At 70.7% G+C, this 14,621-nt stretch carries 15 protein-coding genes; 14 read left to right on the top strand and 1 reads right to left on the bottom strand.

Annotated elements, in window-relative coordinates:
• Positions 1–13: 13 nt before the first annotated feature.
• From OCT48_RS14490 to OCT48_RS14465, 6 genes are all read left to right on the top strand, one after another.
• The gene (locus OCT48_RS14490) at positions 14–1,606 is read left to right on the top strand and encodes a hypothetical protein (protein WP_263589835.1); all 1,593 of its coding nucleotides are present in this window, start codon (positions 14–16) and stop codon (positions 1,604–1,606) included.
• Positions 1,607–1,736: 130 nt separating this feature from the next.
• The gene (gene glyA, locus OCT48_RS14485; protein ID WP_263589834.1) at positions 1,737–3,002 is read left to right on the top strand and encodes a serine hydroxymethyltransferase; all 1,266 of its coding nucleotides are present in this window, start codon (positions 1,737–1,739) and stop codon (positions 3,000–3,002) included.
• Between the two features lie 212 nt (positions 3,003–3,214).
• Positions 3,215–4,624, top strand: coding sequence for an MBL fold metallo-hydrolase RNA specificity domain-containing protein (locus OCT48_RS14480; RefSeq protein ID WP_263589833.1), 1,410 nt, complete (start codon positions 3,215–3,217; stop codon positions 4,622–4,624).
• 310 nt (positions 4,625–4,934) lie between these two features.
• Complete coding sequence (locus OCT48_RS14475; protein WP_263589832.1) at positions 4,935–5,804, top strand: MBL fold metallo-hydrolase; 870 nt, start codon at positions 4,935–4,937, stop codon at positions 5,802–5,804.
• Positions 5,805–5,892: 88 nt separating this feature from the next.
• The gene (locus tag OCT48_RS14470; RefSeq protein WP_263589831.1) at positions 5,893–6,354 is read left to right on the top strand and encodes a YeeE/YedE family protein; all 462 of its coding nucleotides are present in this window, start codon (positions 5,893–5,895) and stop codon (positions 6,352–6,354) included.
• Positions 6,351–6,764, top strand: coding sequence for a DUF6691 family protein (locus OCT48_RS14465; RefSeq protein WP_263589830.1), 414 nt, complete (start codon positions 6,351–6,353; stop codon positions 6,762–6,764). Before OCT48_RS14470 ends, OCT48_RS14465 begins: the two co-directional genes overlap by 4 nt.
• A 135-nt stretch (positions 6,765–6,899) precedes the next feature.
• On the opposite strand, the gene dsbG is transcribed toward OCT48_RS14465, so the two are convergent.
• Positions 6,900–7,649 (bottom strand): thiol:disulfide interchange protein DsbG, encoded by a 750-nt coding sequence (dsbG, locus tag OCT48_RS14460; protein ID WP_263589829.1) that lies wholly within the window; start codon positions 7,647–7,649, stop codon positions 6,900–6,902.
• A 125-nt stretch (positions 7,650–7,774) separates the two neighbouring features.
• On the opposite strand from dsbG, the gene nrdR reads away from it, so the two are divergent.
• The 8 genes from nrdR (at position 7,775) to OCT48_RS14420 (ending at position 14,616) form a co-directional block, all read left to right on the top strand.
• Positions 7,775–8,260, top strand: coding sequence for a transcriptional regulator NrdR (gene nrdR, locus OCT48_RS14455; RefSeq protein WP_263589828.1), 486 nt, complete (start codon positions 7,775–7,777; stop codon positions 8,258–8,260).
• Positions 8,257–9,393, top strand: coding sequence for a bifunctional diaminohydroxyphosphoribosylaminopyrimidine deaminase/5-amino-6-(5-phosphoribosylamino)uracil reductase RibD (gene ribD / locus OCT48_RS14450; protein ID WP_263589827.1), 1,137 nt, complete (start codon positions 8,257–8,259; stop codon positions 9,391–9,393). Before nrdR ends, ribD begins: the two co-directional genes overlap by 4 nt.
• Positions 9,394–9,619: 226 nt before the next feature.
• Positions 9,620–10,786, top strand: coding sequence for a bifunctional 3,4-dihydroxy-2-butanone-4-phosphate synthase/GTP cyclohydrolase II (ribBA, locus tag OCT48_RS14445; RefSeq protein ID WP_263589826.1), 1,167 nt, complete (start codon positions 9,620–9,622; stop codon positions 10,784–10,786).
• 86 nt (positions 10,787–10,872) lie between these two features.
• Positions 10,873–11,370, top strand: coding sequence for a 6,7-dimethyl-8-ribityllumazine synthase (ribE, locus tag OCT48_RS14440; RefSeq protein ID WP_263589825.1), 498 nt, complete (start codon positions 10,873–10,875; stop codon positions 11,368–11,370).
• Positions 11,367–11,867 carry a transcription antitermination factor NusB gene (nusB, locus tag OCT48_RS14435; RefSeq protein WP_263589824.1) on the top strand — a complete coding sequence of 167 codons (501 nt, stop codon included), beginning with the start codon at positions 11,367–11,369 and terminating at the stop codon, positions 11,865–11,867. Before ribE ends, nusB begins: the two co-directional genes overlap by 4 nt.
• Positions 11,868–11,881: 14 nt before the next feature.
• On the top strand, positions 11,882–12,835 hold the full coding sequence (thiL, locus tag OCT48_RS14430; protein WP_263589823.1) for a thiamine-phosphate kinase: 954 nt from the start codon (positions 11,882–11,884) through the stop codon (positions 12,833–12,835).
• Positions 12,832–13,305, top strand: coding sequence for a phosphatidylglycerophosphatase A (locus tag OCT48_RS14425; protein ID WP_126480339.1), 474 nt, complete (start codon positions 12,832–12,834; stop codon positions 13,303–13,305). Before thiL ends, OCT48_RS14425 begins: the two co-directional genes overlap by 4 nt.
• 66 nt (positions 13,306–13,371) lie before the next feature.
• Complete coding sequence (locus OCT48_RS14420) at positions 13,372–14,616, top strand: YdgA family protein (protein ID WP_263589822.1); 1,245 nt, start codon at positions 13,372–13,374, stop codon at positions 14,614–14,616.
• Positions 14,617–14,621: the final 5 nt, after the last annotated feature.

The following is a 14,621-nucleotide window of genomic DNA, read 5'->3' as shown; positions in this document are numbered from 1 at the left end:
CGCCACCGACGAGATGTTCGTCCATACTCATGACGTCGGCGGCGGCTGGGCGCTGATCGACGCCAACGACAAGCGCCGCGCCCGCCACGCCGTGCTCGACCACGTCAAGGCCCTGCTCGAACGCCGCTTCGCGGCGCCCGAGCGAGGGGCGCCCGGAGGGCGCATCGCATCATCGATCACAGAGGAGGTGACAGTCATGTCCACCACGCTGACCCGGGGCGCGGCGCTGGCCGCGCTGCTCCTGGGGCTGTCCGGCCCGGCCCTGGCCGATGCCGAGCGGCTCGAGGCCGACCTGCGCGCGCTGTTCGCCGACACGCCCGGCGAGCTGTCCATCGGCGAGGTCTCCGATAGCCTGCTGGGCGGCAGCACCACCGCCGAGGACCTGGTCTTCGTCGGCGATAACGGCGACCGGCTGCGGCTCGATCGCTACACGGTCGAGGGCGACTACGACCGGCCCGACGAGGTGGTGATGGAAGGCCTGCGCCTCGAGGCCCAGAACGACGAGCCGGGCGTCATCAGCGCCGAGCGGCTGGTGGTCGGCGAGCCCTCCCGGCCGCTGCTGGCCCTGCACGACCTGCCGCTGGACGGCGAGCTCGCGGCCGCCGAGCTGACCATCGACGGCCTGGCGATGAGCCGCGAGACGCCGCGCACTCGGGTCGAGGGGGGCAAGGAGGTCTTCCTCGGCACGGCCACCGGGCGGCTGACCATCGAGCACCTGTATGCCACCGAGCTCTCTCGCCAGGCCATCGGCCGCCTGGAGATGACCGGCATCCGTGGCAGCGGGGAGCAACTGGAGGACATCGGCGACGGCCACTTCTCGCTGGCGTCTATCAGCCTGGCGGGGCTGCGCGGGCTCGACCGGGAGCAGGAGGAGCGGACCCTCGAGCGACTGGAGCTCAGCGACCTGAGCATCGAGGCCGAGCGGCTGGTGGCGACCCTCGAGCGCCTGCGTCTCGACGGCGACATGACCGACGGCGGGGGCGGGATGTGGCTCGAGTCCCTCGAGCTCGACCTGGCGCGGATGGTCGAGCTGGCCCCGGAGAACGAGCAGACCCAGCTGCGCATGGCCAGCAACGTGCTCACCGGCGGCAGCGGCCGGCTGACGGTCGATGCCGCCTTCGACGGCGAGTGGCAGACCGTCGGGCCCGAGAGCCTGTTGACCGGCGAGAGCCGGATCACCGCCGGCGATGCCTTCCGCTGGACCATCGATACCGAGCTGCCGGTGCGCCTGCCCGAGGGGGTCGAGCCGTCGACCTACCTGGCCGAGATGAACAGCCTCGAGGGCGTCACCCTGCTCGGCGGCGAGATCGAGACGACCCTGACCGAGCTCGGCCTGTTCGGGCGCATGCCGGCGGTGATGGCGGCCAGCCGGGGCGTCAGCGAGGCCGACTTCCTGGCCCAGGCGCGGACCCAGGCCAAGGGCTTCGGGACCATGCTCGGGGCGGAGTTCGGGGCCATCCTCGACGGCGTGGTGGACATGATGGAGGGCAAGGCCAGCGAGCTGGTGATCCATCTCTCCCTGCCGGCGGAGACCGGCATGGACAAGCTCGCCGACGACCCGCTGATGCTGCCGAGCAAGCTGTCGATGCGCGTGGAGACGCACTGACCCTTCAGTATTTCTGAAGCTCGCATGAGAAATGATGGGGCGCACCATGACGGGCTTTCATGTGAAAGCCGTCATGGGCTGGGGTATCATGACGTCCTTCGATTCTCCCGTGATGCGAGGTTTCCCGCCGATGTTCAGCCGTGATATGCAGATTGCCGGTTTCGATGACGCCCTGTTCGATGCGATGCAGAAGGAAAGCGCGCGTCAGGAAGCGCACATCGAGCTGATCGCCTCCGAGAACTACGCCAGTCCCCGGGTGATGGAGGCCCAGGGCAGCCAACTGACCAACAAGTACGCGGAAGGCTATCCCGGCAAGCGCTACTATGGCGGTTGCGAATACGTCGACATCGTCGAGCAGCTGGCCATCGACTACGCCAAGCAGCTGTTCGGCGCCTCCTACGCCAACGTCCAGCCCCATTCCGGCTCCCAGGCCAACGGCGCCGTCTTCCAGGCGCTGGTCAAGCCGGGCGACACCGTGCTGGGCATGAGCCTGGACGCCGGCGGCCACCTGACCCACGGCGCCAAGCCGAACTTCTCCGGCAAGCACTACAACGCCGTGCAGTACGGTATCGACGAGAACGGTCGCATCGACTACGACGAGGTCGCCAAGCTGGCCCGCGAGCACCAGCCGAAGATGATCATCGCCGGCTTCTCGGCCTACTCCCAGATCATCGACTGGGCGAAGTTCCGCGAGATCGCCGACGAGGTGGGCGCCTACCTGCTGGTCGACATGGCGCATGTCGCCGGCCTGGTGGCCGCCGGGGTCTATCCGAGCCCGCTGTCCCACGCCCACGTGGTCACCACCACCACCCACAAGACCCTGCGCGGCCCGCGTGGCGGCCTGATCCTCTCCAGCGAGGGCGACGCCGACATCGAGAAGAAGCTGCAGGCCGCGGTCTTCCCGGGCATCCAGGGCGGTCCCCTGGAGCATGTCATCGCCGCCAAGGCGATCTGCTTCAAGGAGGCCATGGCGCCCGAGTTCAAGGCCTACCAGCAGCAGGTGGTCACCAACGCCCAGACCATGGCCGGCGTGTTCATCGAGCGCGGCTTCGACATCGTCTCCGGCGGCACCGAGGACCATCTCTTCCTGCTGTCGCTGGTCAAGCAGGGCCTGACCGGCAAGGACGCGGACGCCGCCCTGGGCCGTGCCCATATCACCGTCAACAAGAATGCCGTGCCCGGCGACCCGCAGAGCCCCTTCGTGACCTCCGGCCTGCGCATCGGCACCCCGGCGGTCACTACCCGCGGCTTCGGCGAGACCGAGTGCCACGACCTGGCCGGCTGGATCTGCGATATCCTCGACGTGATGGCTGAGGGCTCCGACACCGCCGCCATCGAGGCCGAGGTGAAGGGCAAGGTCGAGGCCGTCTGCGCCCGCTTCCCCGTCTACCGCTGAGCCGCGTCGGGCGCTGCCCGGCCGCTGTCCGACACGACGCCCCGTCCCGGCTTGCCCGGGACGGGGCGTCGTGCGTTCCGCGCCAGGGCCAGGACGGGGCCGCTGTTCGAGGTCCGGGCGTCGAGGGGGCGGGCTTCCCGACAGGTTGAGGCGCCTCTCCCCGGGCTTCGTTATGCTGACAGCGGGAAACCACCACATCGTGAGGAGGGGGCATGTCGACGCTGACGTTTCTGGGGGCGGTGGGCGAGGTGACCGGTTCGCGCTACCTGCTGGAGGTGGATGGCGAGCCGCGCCCGCACCGGCTGCTGCTGGAGTGCGGCATGCATCAGGGCGGCCGCGATGTCGAGGGGGCCAATGCCGTGCCGTTCGGGCGTCTGGCCACGGAGCTCGAGGCGGTGGTGCTGTCCCACGGCCACCTGGACCATGCCGGCCTGCTGCCCAAGCTGGTGCGGGAGGGCTACCGCGGGCCGATCCATTGCACCGCCGACACCGCCGAGCTGCTCGAGATCATGCTGGTCGACGCCGCCTTCGTGATGGCCAAGGACGTGGAATGGGAGAACCGCTGGCGGGGGCGGGCCGGCAAGCCGGCCATCGAGCCGCTCTACGACGAGGACGATGTCGCGCTGACGCTGTCGCTCTGCGAGCCTCACCGCTTCGGCCGGCCGGTGGCATTGCCCGGCGGCGTGACCCTGGTCTTCCGCGATGCCGGGCATATCCTGGGGTCGGCCATCGTCGAACTGGCCATCCCCTCCGGCGGTCAGCAGCGCCGGTTGGTGTTCTCCGGCGATCTCGGCAATCCCGATTCGGTGCTGATGAAGCACCCCGAGAAGGTCTATGACGCCGACCTGGTGTTGATGGAGAGCACCTACGGTGACCACGACCATCGGCCCCTGGCGGAGACCCTCGAGGAGTTCGCCCAGGTGCTGGAGGAGGCCCACCGGGACGGCGGCAATGTGCTGATCCCGGCCTTCGCCGTGGGCCGCACCCAGGAGATCCTCTACCACCTCAGCGTGCTCTATCACCAGGGGCGGCTGCGCCAGCAGATGGTCTTCCTCGACAGCCCCATGGCGATCCGCGTCACCGAGCTCTATGCCCGCAAACGTAAATCGCTCGACCCCGAGGACCTCGAGGTGCTCAACGTCGCCGCCCACGGCGATCCCGGACAGTACCTGCCGATCCTGCGCCTGACCCGCACCGTGGAGGAATCCATGGCCATCAACCGCATCCATGGCGGTGCCGTCATCATCGCCGGCGCCGGCATGTGCAACGGCGGGCGCATCGTCCATCATTTCCGCTACAACCTCGAACGCTCCAGCACCCGGCTGGTCATCGTCGGCTTCCAGGCCGAGGGAACCCTGGGCCGGGAGATCGTCGACGGCGCCGAGCGGGTCCGGGTGCTCGGCGAGGACCTGGCCGTCAAGGCCCGGGTACATACCCTGGGGGGCTTCTCGGCCCATGCCGGCCAGAGCGATCTGATCGGCTGGGCCGGCGCTTTCCATGGCCAGCCGCGCTTCTACCTGGTGCATGGCGAACCCCAGGCCTCGCAGGCGCTGAAGACGGTGCTGGCCGCAAGTGGCATCGAGGCCGAGATCCCGGTCTACCGTCAGCGCATCGAGCTCTAGTCCCCGACACACTGCCCCGCCCCAGACGCCATGGTGGGGCAACTATCCTGGTGGTAGGGCGGTCCCCCGCCCTCCGTGACCCGCCTGCACATGCCGCTTCGCGGGGCGGATGGGGGCGTGGACGGAAGCCCGTGCCCGCCCCTGCAGTCGGTTCCCCCCGACATGGCGCGGGAGAGTGGCGGCTCGGCTTTTAATGAAAAATAGTTCTTATGTTATAACAAACAATCCGTTCATGATGAGGTCATATCCGCACAAGCGTGACGCTCCGACCCCGCGTCTCCCACAGTTTCGCTGCCAACGGAGGCACACCATGTCCCAGCAGCCCATCGTCGAGGCCTTCTTCGACGAGCCCAGCAACACCTTCAGCTATGTGGTCCGCGACCCGGACTCGACGGCCTGCGCGATCCTCGACTCGGTGCTCGACTTCGACTACGCGGCCGGGCGCACCGACGTCCGTTCCGCCGACGCGATCATCGCCTACGTGCGTGAGGAGGGGCTCACGGTCGAGTGGGTGCTCGAGACCCACATGCACGCCGACCACCTCTCGGCGGCGCCCTACCTGCACGAGAAGCTCGGCGGCATGACCGGCATCGGTGGGCGCATCACCGAGGTGCAGGAGATCTTCGGCAAGGCCTTCAATGCCGGCGCCGAGTTCGCCCGGGACGGCAGCCAGTTCGACCGCCTCTTCGAGGAGGGCGACACCTTCGCCATCGGCGGCCTGGAGGCGCGGGTGCTGCACACGCCGGGCCACACCCCGGCCTGCCTGACCTACGTGATCGGTGATGCCGCCTTCGTCGGCGACACCCTCTTCATGCCCGACTACGGCACGGCGCGCTGCGACTTCCCCGGCGGCGATGCCCGCACCCTCTACCGCTCCATCCAGAAGGTGCTGGCTCTGCCCGGCGAGACCCGGCTCTTCCTGTGCCACGACTACAAGGCCCCGGACCGCGAGGAGTACCAGCACGAGACCAGCGTGGACGAGCAGCGCACCCACAACGTCCATGTCCACGACGGCATCGGCGAGGACGACTTCGTGAAGATGCGCACCCAGCGCGACGCCACCCTGGGCATGCCGCGGCTGATCCTGCCCTCGGTGCAGGTCAACATGCGCGCCGGCCGGATGCCGCCCGCCGAGGACAACGGCCAGGTGTACCTCAAGGTACCGATCAACCGTTTCTGACCCCGAGGAAGAGACGTCGATGAAGATTCAGCGACTCGAGCTGGGTCGCGAGACCTGCAAACCCCACCACTAAGGGAGACAAGACGCCTTGGATATCACGGCAAGCCTGCACGGCCTGGTCGGCGGCGTGCTGATCGGGCTCTCGGCCACCTGGCTGATGGTCACCATCGGCCGCATCGCCGGCGTCAGCGGCATCATCGGCACCCTGGTCACCGCCAGGCCCCGCGGCGACAGCGCCTGGCGCCTGACCTTCCTGCTGGGCCTGATCTCGGGGCCCCTGGCGCTGGCGCTCGCCGGCGGCGAGCTGGGTAACGTCCTCGGCCGGCCCGGCGCGGTCATCGGCGAGCCCGCCGGCGGCGTTGGCCTGATGCTCCTGGCCGGTTTGCTGGTGGGCGTGGGCACCGGCATCGGCAGCGGCTGCACCAGCGGCCACGGGGTGTGCGGCCTGGCCCGGCTGTCGCCGCGCTCCCTGGCGGCCACCCTGACCTTCCTGGTGGCGGCGATCGTCACCGTCTTCGTGGTCCGGCACCTGATCGGGGGTGGCGCATGAGACCCCTGATGGGCTATATCGCCGGGCTGCTGTTCGGCCTCGGCCTGGCCGTGTCCGGCATGACCGACCCGGCCCGGGTGCTGGGGTTCCTGGATCTTTTCGGGGCCTGGGACCCGACGCTGATGTTCGTGCTCGGCGGCGCGGTGGTCACCAACTTCGTCGGCTACCGCCTGGCCCTGCGCCGGCCCAACCCGCTGTTCGCCGCGGCCTTCCAGCTGCCCACGCGGCGCGACCTGGACGGCCGGCTGATCGGCGGGGCGACGCTGTTCGGCATCGGCTGGGGGCTGTCCGGCTACTGTCCCGGTCCGGCCTTCGCCTCCGTGGTCGGCATCACCTGGCCACTGGCCGCCATGCTCGCGGCCATGGTGGCGGGCTGGTTTCTGGCCCGGGCCTTGCCACCGCAGGGCTGAAGAGGTTCGCGTGGTAGCGCGACGTCGGGCGCCCGAGTGTCGGAGGCACCTTCGGCTTATCCTACCTGCAGCAAGCGGCAGGGCCGGCGTCGTAGGTCGGGTAGGCGAGCCGGCGAGCGCACCCGGCAGATCGCGTCAGGGCCGCGGGCCCAGGATCTCGGCCAGGCGTTCCTCGGAGGGCATTCCCTGGGCGGTCCGCAGGCGGTCGTCGACCCGGTAGACGAGCCCCGGCGTGGCCACCAGGCCGAGCCGCTCCATGAGGGTGTGGTTCTCCTGCAGCGCCAGCTCCCAGCGGCGGGGCAGGGCGTCGAGTGGCTCGACCGGCGTGCCCGCCTCATGGGCCGCCAGCGCCGCGGACGGGTCGTCGGCGGCCAGCAGCGAGATGGCCAGGCGCGGGCTGTCGCGTTCGAGGATGCCGACCATGACATGGCGCAATTGCACCTCGCCGGCCTCGACCCAGGGGCGGGCGGCCTGGAAGAACTGCCGACAGTAGGGACAGTTGGGGTCGGTGAAGACATAGACGATCCGCTCGGCGTCGTCACGGCCGTCGAGGATCCAGGCGCTGTCGGCCAGCGAGGCCCAGGTCTCGGCATCCTGCGGGCCATGCACCAGCCGTTCCAGCGGGGCGGCGGAGAGGTTGTTGCCCTCGGCATCCACCAGGTTGCCCACCACGGCATGTTCGCCGTCGGCGGTGACGAAGACGGTCATCGCCTGGCCGTTGGCGCTGGCCGCATAGCCGTCGAGCCCGCCCGGGGCCGCAAAACGACCATGGACCGTCAGCCCCTGGGCCTCCAGGGCCGCGAGCGGTGCCGGGCGCTCCTCGGCGGCGGCAGCGAGAGGCAAGAGCAGGGCGGCGGGCAGCAGGGCGCGGGACAGGGGCGGCATGGGGATCCTCCTTGAACGGGTGACCCCATGGAGACAGCCTCCGGCCCCGGGGGTTCGCTGGGCGTCAGGGCTCCAAACCCGTTACAATACGGCGACACCGTTTCCTGCCACGTCGGATACCCGCTATGCATTGCCCCTTCTGCGGCGCCCATGACACCCGCGTGACCGATTCCCGGCTGGTCGCCGAGGGCGATCAGGTGCGCCGCCGGCGCCAGTGTGCGGCCTGCGGGGAGCGCTTCACCACCTACGAGACCGCCGAGCTGGTGATGCCCCGGGTCATCAAGGCCGACGGCTCCCGCGAGCTGTTCGACGAGGCCAAGCTGCGCGCCGGCATGCTGCGCGCCCTGGAGAAGCGACCGGTCAGCGCCGAGTCCATCGAGGCCGCCGTGGAGCGCATCCGCCAGACGCTGCGGGCCCGCGGCGAGCGCGAGGTCCAGGCCCGGGACGTCGGCGAGGAGGTGATGCATGCCCTGAAGCGGCTCGACCAGGTGGCCTATATCCGCTTCGCCTCGGTCTACCGGCGCTTCCAGGACATCGACGAGTTCCGGGCCGAGATCGATCGACTCGCCCAGGAGCCGAGCTTCCGTCCCGACGAGCCGGGGCACTCATGACGGCGCCGCGGACCCCCGAGGCCTGGATGGCCCGCGCCCTGGTGCTGGCGCGTCGAGGCCTCTACACCACCGATCCCAACCCCCGGGTGGGCTGCGTGCTGGTCAAGGGCGACCGGCGGGTGGGCGAGGGCTGGCACCAGCGGGCCGGTGAGCCCCATGCCGAGATCCATGCCCTGCGCGCCGCCGGCGAGGCGGCCCGGGGGGCCACCGCCTACGTCACCCTCGAGCCCTGCTCCCACCAGGGCCGCACCGGCCCCTGCGCCGTGGCGCTGGTGGAGGCCGGCGTGGCACGGGTGGTGGTGGCCATGCAGGACCCCAATCCCCATGTGGCCGGTCGAGGCATCGCACGACTGCGCGAGGCCGGCATCGAGGTCGAGGTCGGCCTGCTCGAGGCGCAGGCGCGGGCCCTCAACCCCGGCTTCATCGCCCGCATGGCCCGTGGTCGGCCCTTCGTGCGGCTGAAGATGGCCATGAGCCTCGACGGCCGCACCGCCATGCGTTCCGGCGAGTCGCAGTGGATCACCGGCCCCTGGGCGCGGCGTGAGGTGCAGCGGCTGCGCGCCCGCTCCAGCGCGGTGATGACCGGCGTGGAATCGGTGATCTTCGACAACTCCCGGCTCACGGTGCGTGCCGACCAGCTCGAGCTGCCCCAGGGCGAGGCCATCGCCGCCCGCCAGCCGCTGCGGGTGGTGGTGGACTCTCGGCTGCGCCTGCCCGAGGCCGCCGCCTGCCTGCGCGAGCCGGGCCGTACCCTGGTGGCGACTCTCGAGGGGCAAGACGTCGAGCGCCGGGCCCGCCTCGAGGCCGCCGGCGCCGAGGTGCTGCCGCTGCCCGAGGCCGCCGGCGGCCGGGTCGACCTGGCGGCGCTGCTCGCCCACCTGGCCGGGCAGGAGGCCGTCAACGAGGTGCTGCTGGAGACCGGCGCGACGCTCGCCGGGGCCATGCTGGATGCCGAACTGGTCGACGAGATGCAGCTGTTCGTGGCCCCGACGCTGCTCGGCGGCGAGGCCCGGCCGCTGTTCGCCCTGCCGGGGCTGGAGCGCATGGAGCAGCAGCGCCCGCTGGAAATCCTCGATATCCGTGCCGTGGGCCGGGACTGGCGCATCACCGCCCGGCCGCGCCGGGACGCCTGAGGCCGCCGACCCGCGCGTCGCGAGGGGCTCGCCCCGCCCCGGCACCGGTCCACCACCACGACATGCGGCTGTCCGCGAGCGGCCGGGCACGCGCCTCGGGTGCGATCCACTGGCGCCGGACGCCGCACCACGGTACCCTGACGCGGTTTCGAGGTGGGCGACGCCCCACGGCGACCCGGTCGTCGTCAGGGCGCGACAGCCGCCACGCAGAATCAATGGAGATTCCATGGAGCACTCCTCCTCCGGGGGCCTGGCCCCCATCGCCGAGCTGATCGAGGATATCCGCCAGGGGCGGATGGTGATCCTGATGGACGACGAGGATCGCGAGAACGAAGGCGACATCATCATGGCCGCCGAGAAGGTCGAGGCCGAGCACATCAACTTCATGGCGCGTCACGCCCGGGGACTGATCTGCCTGCCGATGACCCGCGAGCGCTGCGAGCGGCTGCAGCTGCCGCTGATGGTCCGCGACAACGGTTCCGGCTTCGGCACCAAGTTCACGCTGTCCATCGAGGCCGCCGAGGGGGTGAGCACCGGGATCTCGGCCGCCGACCGGGCGCGCACCGTGCAGGCCGCGGTGTCCCGGGACGCCAGGGCGGAGGACATCGTCCAGCCCGGCCACATCTTCCCGCTGATGGCCGAGCCGGGCGGGGTGCTGCGTCGCGCCGGCCACACCGAGGCGGCCTGTGACCTGGCGGCCCTGGCAGGCCTGGATCCGAGCGGCGTGATCTGCGAGGTGATGAGCGACGACGGCAGCATGGCCCGCCGCCCCGAGCTCGAGCGCTTTGCCCGCGAGCATGGCCTGAAGATGGGCACCATCGCCGACCTGATCCACTATCGCATCCACAACGAGCAGACCGTCGAGCCCCGGGAATCGATGCCGGTCCAGACGCCCCATGGCGAGCTGACCCTGCACGTCTTCCGCGATCGCATCCAGGGCGCCCACCACCTGGCCCTGGTCAAGGGCCACCCGCACCCCGAGGCGCTGACCACGGTGCGCGTGCACCTGGCCAACGTGATGCGTGATCTGCTCTCGCTGCAGAAGGGCGAGGGGGGCAGCTGGGCCGCCCACGAGGCCGTGGCCGAGGTGGCCCGCGCCGAGCATGGTGTCTTCGTGCTGCTCGACGACGGCCGTCCCCGCCAGGACCTCCAGGACCTGCTCGACCTGTTCCTGGAGCGTCGCCGCGCGCCGCGCACCACCGAGTCCGACGGTGCCGGCAACTACCTCACCATCGGGACCGGCTCGCAGATCCTGCGCGACCTGGGGGTGGGGCGCATGCGCCTGCTCAGCTCACCCTGGAAGTTCTCGGCGCTCTCCGGCTTCGACCTGGAAGTCGTCGAACGGGTCGAGCCCGGCCAGTCGTTCGTCGCCGAGGATGACGCCGACGCCTGAGTGACCGTCACCGACACATTGACATGACGCCGCCCGTCGCGGCGTCATGTGGATTCCGTACCACCGGGTTCAGCAGGAAACAGACCATGCAACCGATTTCCCAAGTCGAAGGCAGCTTCGTCGACGTCGATGGCCGCTACGTGATCGTGGTGGGCCGCTTCAATCATCATGTGGTGGACAGCTTGGTGGAAGGCGCCGTGGACAGCCTGGTGCGGCACGGCGTGGATGCCGAGAACATCGATATCGTCCACACCCCCGGCGCCTGGGAACTGCCGCTGGCGATCAAGCGCGTGCTCCGGGTGGCGCGGCCCGAGGCGGTGATCGCCCTGGGCGCGGTGATCCGCGGCGGCACCCCGCACTTCGAGCACGTGGCCGGCGAGTGCAACTCGGCGATGAGCCGCCTGCAGCTGGAGTTCGATACCCCGGTGGCCAACGGCGTGCTGACCGTCAATTCCATCGAGCAGGCCATCGAGCGGGCCGGCACCAAGGCCGGCAACAAGGGCACCGAGGCGGCCATGGCGGCCATGGAGATGGTCTCGCTGCTGCGCTGCTTCGGCGACGACACCACCGGGGGTGAGCGATGAGCGAGCAGCGCCGGGCGCCGTCGAAGGCCCAGCAGTCCCGCCATGCGGCCCGCGAGCTCGCGGTTCAGGGGCTCTACCAGTGGCAGCTGACGGGCAAGTCGATCGCCATGGTGGAGGCGGAGTTCCGCAGCCAGGTGGCCGACGACGACCTGGAGGACCACGAGAACTGGCACAAGGTCATGGAGATCGCCGACCTGGCGCTCTTCCATGACCTGCTGCACGGCGTGGTGCGCCATCGCGAGGAACTGGACCGGGCCATCGCCCCGCTGCTCGACCGCCGCCTCGAGGACCTGGATGCCATCGAGCGCGCCATCCTGCGCCTGGGCGCCTACGAGCTCGCCAAGCGCCTCGAGGTACCCTACCGGGCGGTGATCAACGAGGGCGTCGAGCTGGCCAAGTCCTTCGGCGCCACCGAGGGGCACAAGTATGTCAACGGCATTCTCGACAAGCTCGCCGCGAGGCTGCGGTCCGCCGAGGTCTCCGCGCGCCGACGCTGAAGACGATGCCCCGGATGCGCAGTGAATTCGAGCTGATCGCCCGCTACCTGGCCCCCGCCCCGGCCCCCGCCGCGGCGGGGGTGGCCCTGGGGGTGGGCGACGACTGTGCCCTGCTGGCGCCGACCGCGGGCGAGCGCCTGGCGGTGAGCGTCGATACCTCGGTGGCCGGCGTGCACTTCCCCGCGGATGCCCCGCCCGGTGCCGTGGGCCACCGGGCGCTGGCGGTCAGCCTGAGCGACCTGGCCGCCATGGGAGCCCGGGGCCGCTGGTGCCTGATGTCGCTGACCCTGCCCACGGCCGACGACGCTTGGGTGGCCGCCTTCGCGGGCGGTTTCCACGCCCTCTGCGAGGCCTGCGGGGTCAGCCTGGCGGGGGGCGACGTGACCCGTGGCGAGCTGGCCGTGGGGGTCACGGTGATGGGCGAGGTGCCGCCGGCCGAGGCCCTGACCCGCGCCGGTGCCCGGCCCGGCGAGTGGCTGGCCGTGACCGGCGCGCTGGGTGGGGGCGCCGGGGGCCTGCAGCGCTGGCAGGCCGGCGAGCGTGACCTCGATCACCCCCTGCTCCGCCGCTACCTGTACCCCCTGCCGCGCCTGGCGGCCGGCCTGGCCCTGCGCGGCCTGGCCACCTCGGCCATCGACATCTCCGACGGCCTGCTGGCCGACCTCGGCCACCTGCGCGAGGCCTCCGGCATCGGCGCCGAGCTGTGGCCGGCCAGCCTGCCACTCGCCGAGGGGCTGGTCGAGGCGCTGGGCGAGGCCGCGGCCCGGCACGCCGCCCTGGGCGGCGGCGACGACTACGAGCTGCTGGTCAGCCTGCCCCCCGAGCGCCTCGACGAGGCTCGAGCGAGGCTGGCGGCCCTCGAGTTGCCCCTGACGGTCATCGGCCGTGTCACCGCGGCCTCCGGGATCACCGGCGTCGAGGCCGCGGGCGTGTCCGGCTGGCAGCACTTTCCAGGAGACACGCCATGAACCGTGCCCCCCAGAGCGTCTGGCACCGCCCGGTCCACTTCCTCGCCTTCGGCTTCGGCAGCGGTGCCGTGCCCTTCGCTCCCGGCACCTTCGGGACCCTGGCGGCGATCCCCTTCTACTGGCTGATGTCCGAGCTGCCCCTGGGCTGGTACCTGATGGTGGTGGCCATCACCTTCGTGTGGGGCGTGTGGCTGTGCGAGAAGAGTTCCCGGGACCTCGGGGTCCACGACCATTCCGGCATCGTCTGGGACGAGTTCGTCGGCTATTGGCTGACCATGACCGCTGTGCCCTTCTCCTGGGAGGCCGCCCTGTGGGGGTTCGTGGTCTTTCGGGTCTTCGATGTCTTCAAGCCCTGGCCGATCCGCTGGGCGGATCGGCGGGTCGCCGGCGGCTTCGGGATCATGATCGATGACGTCCTGGCCGCCGTCTACGGTTGGAGTACCATGCACCTGTGGTTCTGGCTGCACTGAGCCGCGTCGGCGGGCCGGGACCGCCCAGTCGCGACAGGACGTCGGCCCCGGGACAAGGAGTGAAGGATGCGCAAGGAGCGCCTGATCGCGCCGGTGCTGGCGGTGGTGGCCCTGGCCTGGGCCGTGGCCCAGACCGTGGCCGGTCTGCTCTTCGAGCGTGAACTGGCTCGCGCCGTCGAGGACCTGCAGGCCAGGGGAGAGCTGTCGATCCGTCGCAGCGACGTCGAGCGAGGCTGGCTCGCCTCCCAGGGGGTGCTGCACCTGTCGCCGCTGTTCGGCGATGCCTGGCACGTCGATGTCGTCTACCGGGCTCGTCATGGGGTGCTCGGTACCCGCCTGGACGGGACCCTCGCGCCCCACATGGCGCCGGCGGGCGAGCCCCTCTTCGGTGCCGTGGAGGCCTCGCCGCCGCGCTGGGAGGCCCGCTATCACGTCCTTTCGGGGACCTTCGACGGCGCCCTGGTGCTCTCGCCGCTGGTCTTCCATCAGCAGGGGCGAACCCTGTCCCTGCAGGAGACACGCCTCGCCTTCCAGGGGGGCTTCGGCGACTGGCGGTTGCGCGCGCGGCTGCCCTCGCTGCGCCTCGACGACGGCGAGGCGCAGCTGCAGGCGGGGCCGGTGACCCTGGAAAGCCGCTACGCCTATACCGAAGGCGCCTATCATTTCACCCAGCAGGACCTGCTCAAGGTCGAGGGGCTGCGCTGGCACTCGCCGGGCCTGGTGCTCGACGCCGACGAGATCAGACTGCACAGCAAGACCGTGCTCGACGAGCAGGAACTGCGGATCCGCAGCGAGCTGACCCTCGGCGAGGTGCATTCCGCCGACCAGGTATTGCTGACCGGCGGGGTGACCGCCGAGCTGTCGCGGATCAACGCCGACGCCTTGCGCGAGCTGCTGGATGGGCTGCGGCGCGAGGCGGCACGGGGCTCCACCGATGCCACGGGGCGGGAAGTGCTGGCCGATCTCGCGCCGTCGCTGCGCGGCCTGCTCGCCGACTCGCCGCGGCTCGACCTCCTCGATGCCGACCTGGACAGCCCGATGCTGGGGCTGGCCCTGGAAGGGGAAGGCACGCTGATCTTCGATGCCCGCAACCTGGCGGCGCTGGACCCGCTGGCGCTGGCGTCACCGGCTGAGCGGGCCGAATGGCGGACCCGTCTCGACGGCGACTTCCTGTGGCGCCAGGTGCCGCCCGTGGTGGCGTTGTGGCTGGGGCTGCCCCTGGACACGCGGGAACTGCAGATCGACGTGGTGCGCGGCGAGGTGCGACTCAACGGTCGGCCCCTGCCACCGGTCCTCGAACGCCTGCTATGACTTGA

Origin of the sequence: Halomonas sp. M4R1S46 (genome assembly GCF_025725685.1) — a bacterium.
GTDB lineage: Bacteria > Pseudomonadota > Gammaproteobacteria > Pseudomonadales > Halomonadaceae > Halomonas.
The sequence above is the reverse complement of the archived record's forward strand: the minus strand, read 5'-3'. Positions and strand labels throughout refer to the sequence as shown.

What these genes read in the sequence shown, in the direction of transcription:
- OCT48_RS14490 (WP_263589835.1), top strand. Translation starts at nt 14, where the DNA reads ATGTTCGTCCATACTCATGACGTCGGCGGCGGCTGGGCGCTGATCGAC.
- glyA (WP_263589834.1), top strand. Translation starts at nt 1,737, where the DNA reads ATGTTCAGCCGTGATATGCAGATTGCCGGTTTCGATGACGCCCTGTTC.
- OCT48_RS14480 (WP_263589833.1), top strand. Translation starts at nt 3,215, where the DNA reads ATGTCGACGCTGACGTTTCTGGGGGCGGTGGGCGAGGTGACCGGTTCG.
- OCT48_RS14475 (WP_263589832.1), top strand. Translation starts at nt 4,935, where the DNA reads ATGTCCCAGCAGCCCATCGTCGAGGCCTTCTTCGACGAGCCCAGCAAC.
- OCT48_RS14465 (WP_263589830.1), top strand. Translation starts at nt 6,351, where the DNA reads ATGAGACCCCTGATGGGCTATATCGCCGGGCTGCTGTTCGGCCTCGGC.
- dsbG (WP_263589829.1), bottom strand. Translation starts at nt 7,649, where the DNA reads ATGCCGCCCCTGTCCCGCGCCCTGCTGCCCGCCGCCCTGCTCTTGCCT.
- nrdR (WP_263589828.1), top strand. Translation starts at nt 7,775, where the DNA reads ATGCATTGCCCCTTCTGCGGCGCCCATGACACCCGCGTGACCGATTCC.
- ribD (WP_263589827.1), top strand. Translation starts at nt 8,257, where the DNA reads ATGACGGCGCCGCGGACCCCCGAGGCCTGGATGGCCCGCGCCCTGGTG.
- ribBA (WP_263589826.1), top strand. Translation starts at nt 9,620, where the DNA reads ATGGAGCACTCCTCCTCCGGGGGCCTGGCCCCCATCGCCGAGCTGATC.
- ribE (WP_263589825.1), top strand. Translation starts at nt 10,873, where the DNA reads ATGCAACCGATTTCCCAAGTCGAAGGCAGCTTCGTCGACGTCGATGGC.
- nusB (WP_263589824.1), top strand. Translation starts at nt 11,367, where the DNA reads ATGAGCGAGCAGCGCCGGGCGCCGTCGAAGGCCCAGCAGTCCCGCCAT.
- thiL (WP_263589823.1), top strand. Translation starts at nt 11,882, where the DNA reads ATGCGCAGTGAATTCGAGCTGATCGCCCGCTACCTGGCCCCCGCCCCG.
- OCT48_RS14425 (WP_126480339.1), top strand. Translation starts at nt 12,832, where the DNA reads ATGAACCGTGCCCCCCAGAGCGTCTGGCACCGCCCGGTCCACTTCCTC.
- OCT48_RS14420 (WP_263589822.1), top strand. Translation starts at nt 13,372, where the DNA reads ATGCGCAAGGAGCGCCTGATCGCGCCGGTGCTGGCGGTGGTGGCCCTG.